Genomic DNA, 1,016 nt, shown 5'->3' with positions numbered 1-1,016 from the left:
ATCTTGGTGTCATGGCACTTGGTTGCATCCCGCGTAAGTCTACTCGCCGTGATGAAGGTCAAACGGATATCGAAATCAGCTTTGGTGATTTAACGTTGAACTCGGGGATGTTCGTCTATGCTGACAACAATGGCATTATCGCTAGTGATAAACCGTTAATTTAAACTTGGTTTAACCAGTGTGAATGAGAACCTCAGCTTATCAGTTGGGGTTTTTTTATGTAATGATAATTAAAGCTTTATAATCGTTGTTGATCCTCGATCATGAATGAGTAAACTTTTAAGTGACAAACCGTTACGGCATAAGTTTTGGTAATTGCTCAAATATTCGTATAATAGCTTTCTGACTCCTTAACGTTGACCTTATTCTTTATGCCTATCACTGCTTTGACTGACGCGTTTGATCCCATTAACCAGCAGTTGTTCCCTATCCAAAATGCCGAGCGGCGTTGGCTAGCGCCTGTCCATGGGGCGGTCAGCAGCTTATGGTTGGCAAGCTTGGTGCAAACACCGATGTGGAATGTTGCCGAGCGCCTAAAAGTTGTGGTGGCACGTGACCAGAACCAACTCAATCAAATAGAGACTGAGCTAGCATTTTGTGGAGTCGATGCTTATGTGTTCCCTGACTGGGAGACACTGACTTATGATGAGCTATCTCCGCATCAAGATATCGTCAGTGAGCGTATCAATCTGTTGACGGATATGCCGAAATCGGGAGTGCTACTTATTTCGATACAAGCCCTCATGCATCGCGTCGCACCGCCAAGCTGGTTGATTGGACAGCATTTTGATTTGAGTGTTGGCGATCGATTTGATATCAATACCCAACGTGGGCTGTTGGCAAAAGCAGGTTACCGCGCGGTTGAAAATGTCTTTGAACCAGGTGAGTTTGCAGTACGTGGCAGTATTATTGATATCTTTGCTATGGGTCAGCCTTTTCCGCTGCGTTTAGACTTATTTGACGATGAAATTGAGACAATTCGCTTTTTTCATCCGCAAACCCAGCGCACATTGACC

General features: G+C 44.5%; 1 protein-coding gene and 1 pseudogene. Both read left to right on the top strand.

The window, feature by feature from the left end; genetic code table 11:
* A partial coding sequence (locus tag ACS8FC_RS15095; RefSeq protein WP_459112963.1) for an RraA family protein occupies positions 1 to 164 on the top strand: 164 nt, incomplete at its 5' end.
* 207 nt (positions 165 to 371) lie between these two features.
* A pseudogene (locus ACS8FC_RS15090) lies at positions 372 to 1,016 on the top strand (transcription-repair coupling factor); the annotation flags it as partial.

It is taken from the genome of Psychrobacter sp. 1Y4 (genome assembly GCF_051847555.1).
This window is presented reverse-complemented; position numbering and strand designations above follow the sequence as displayed.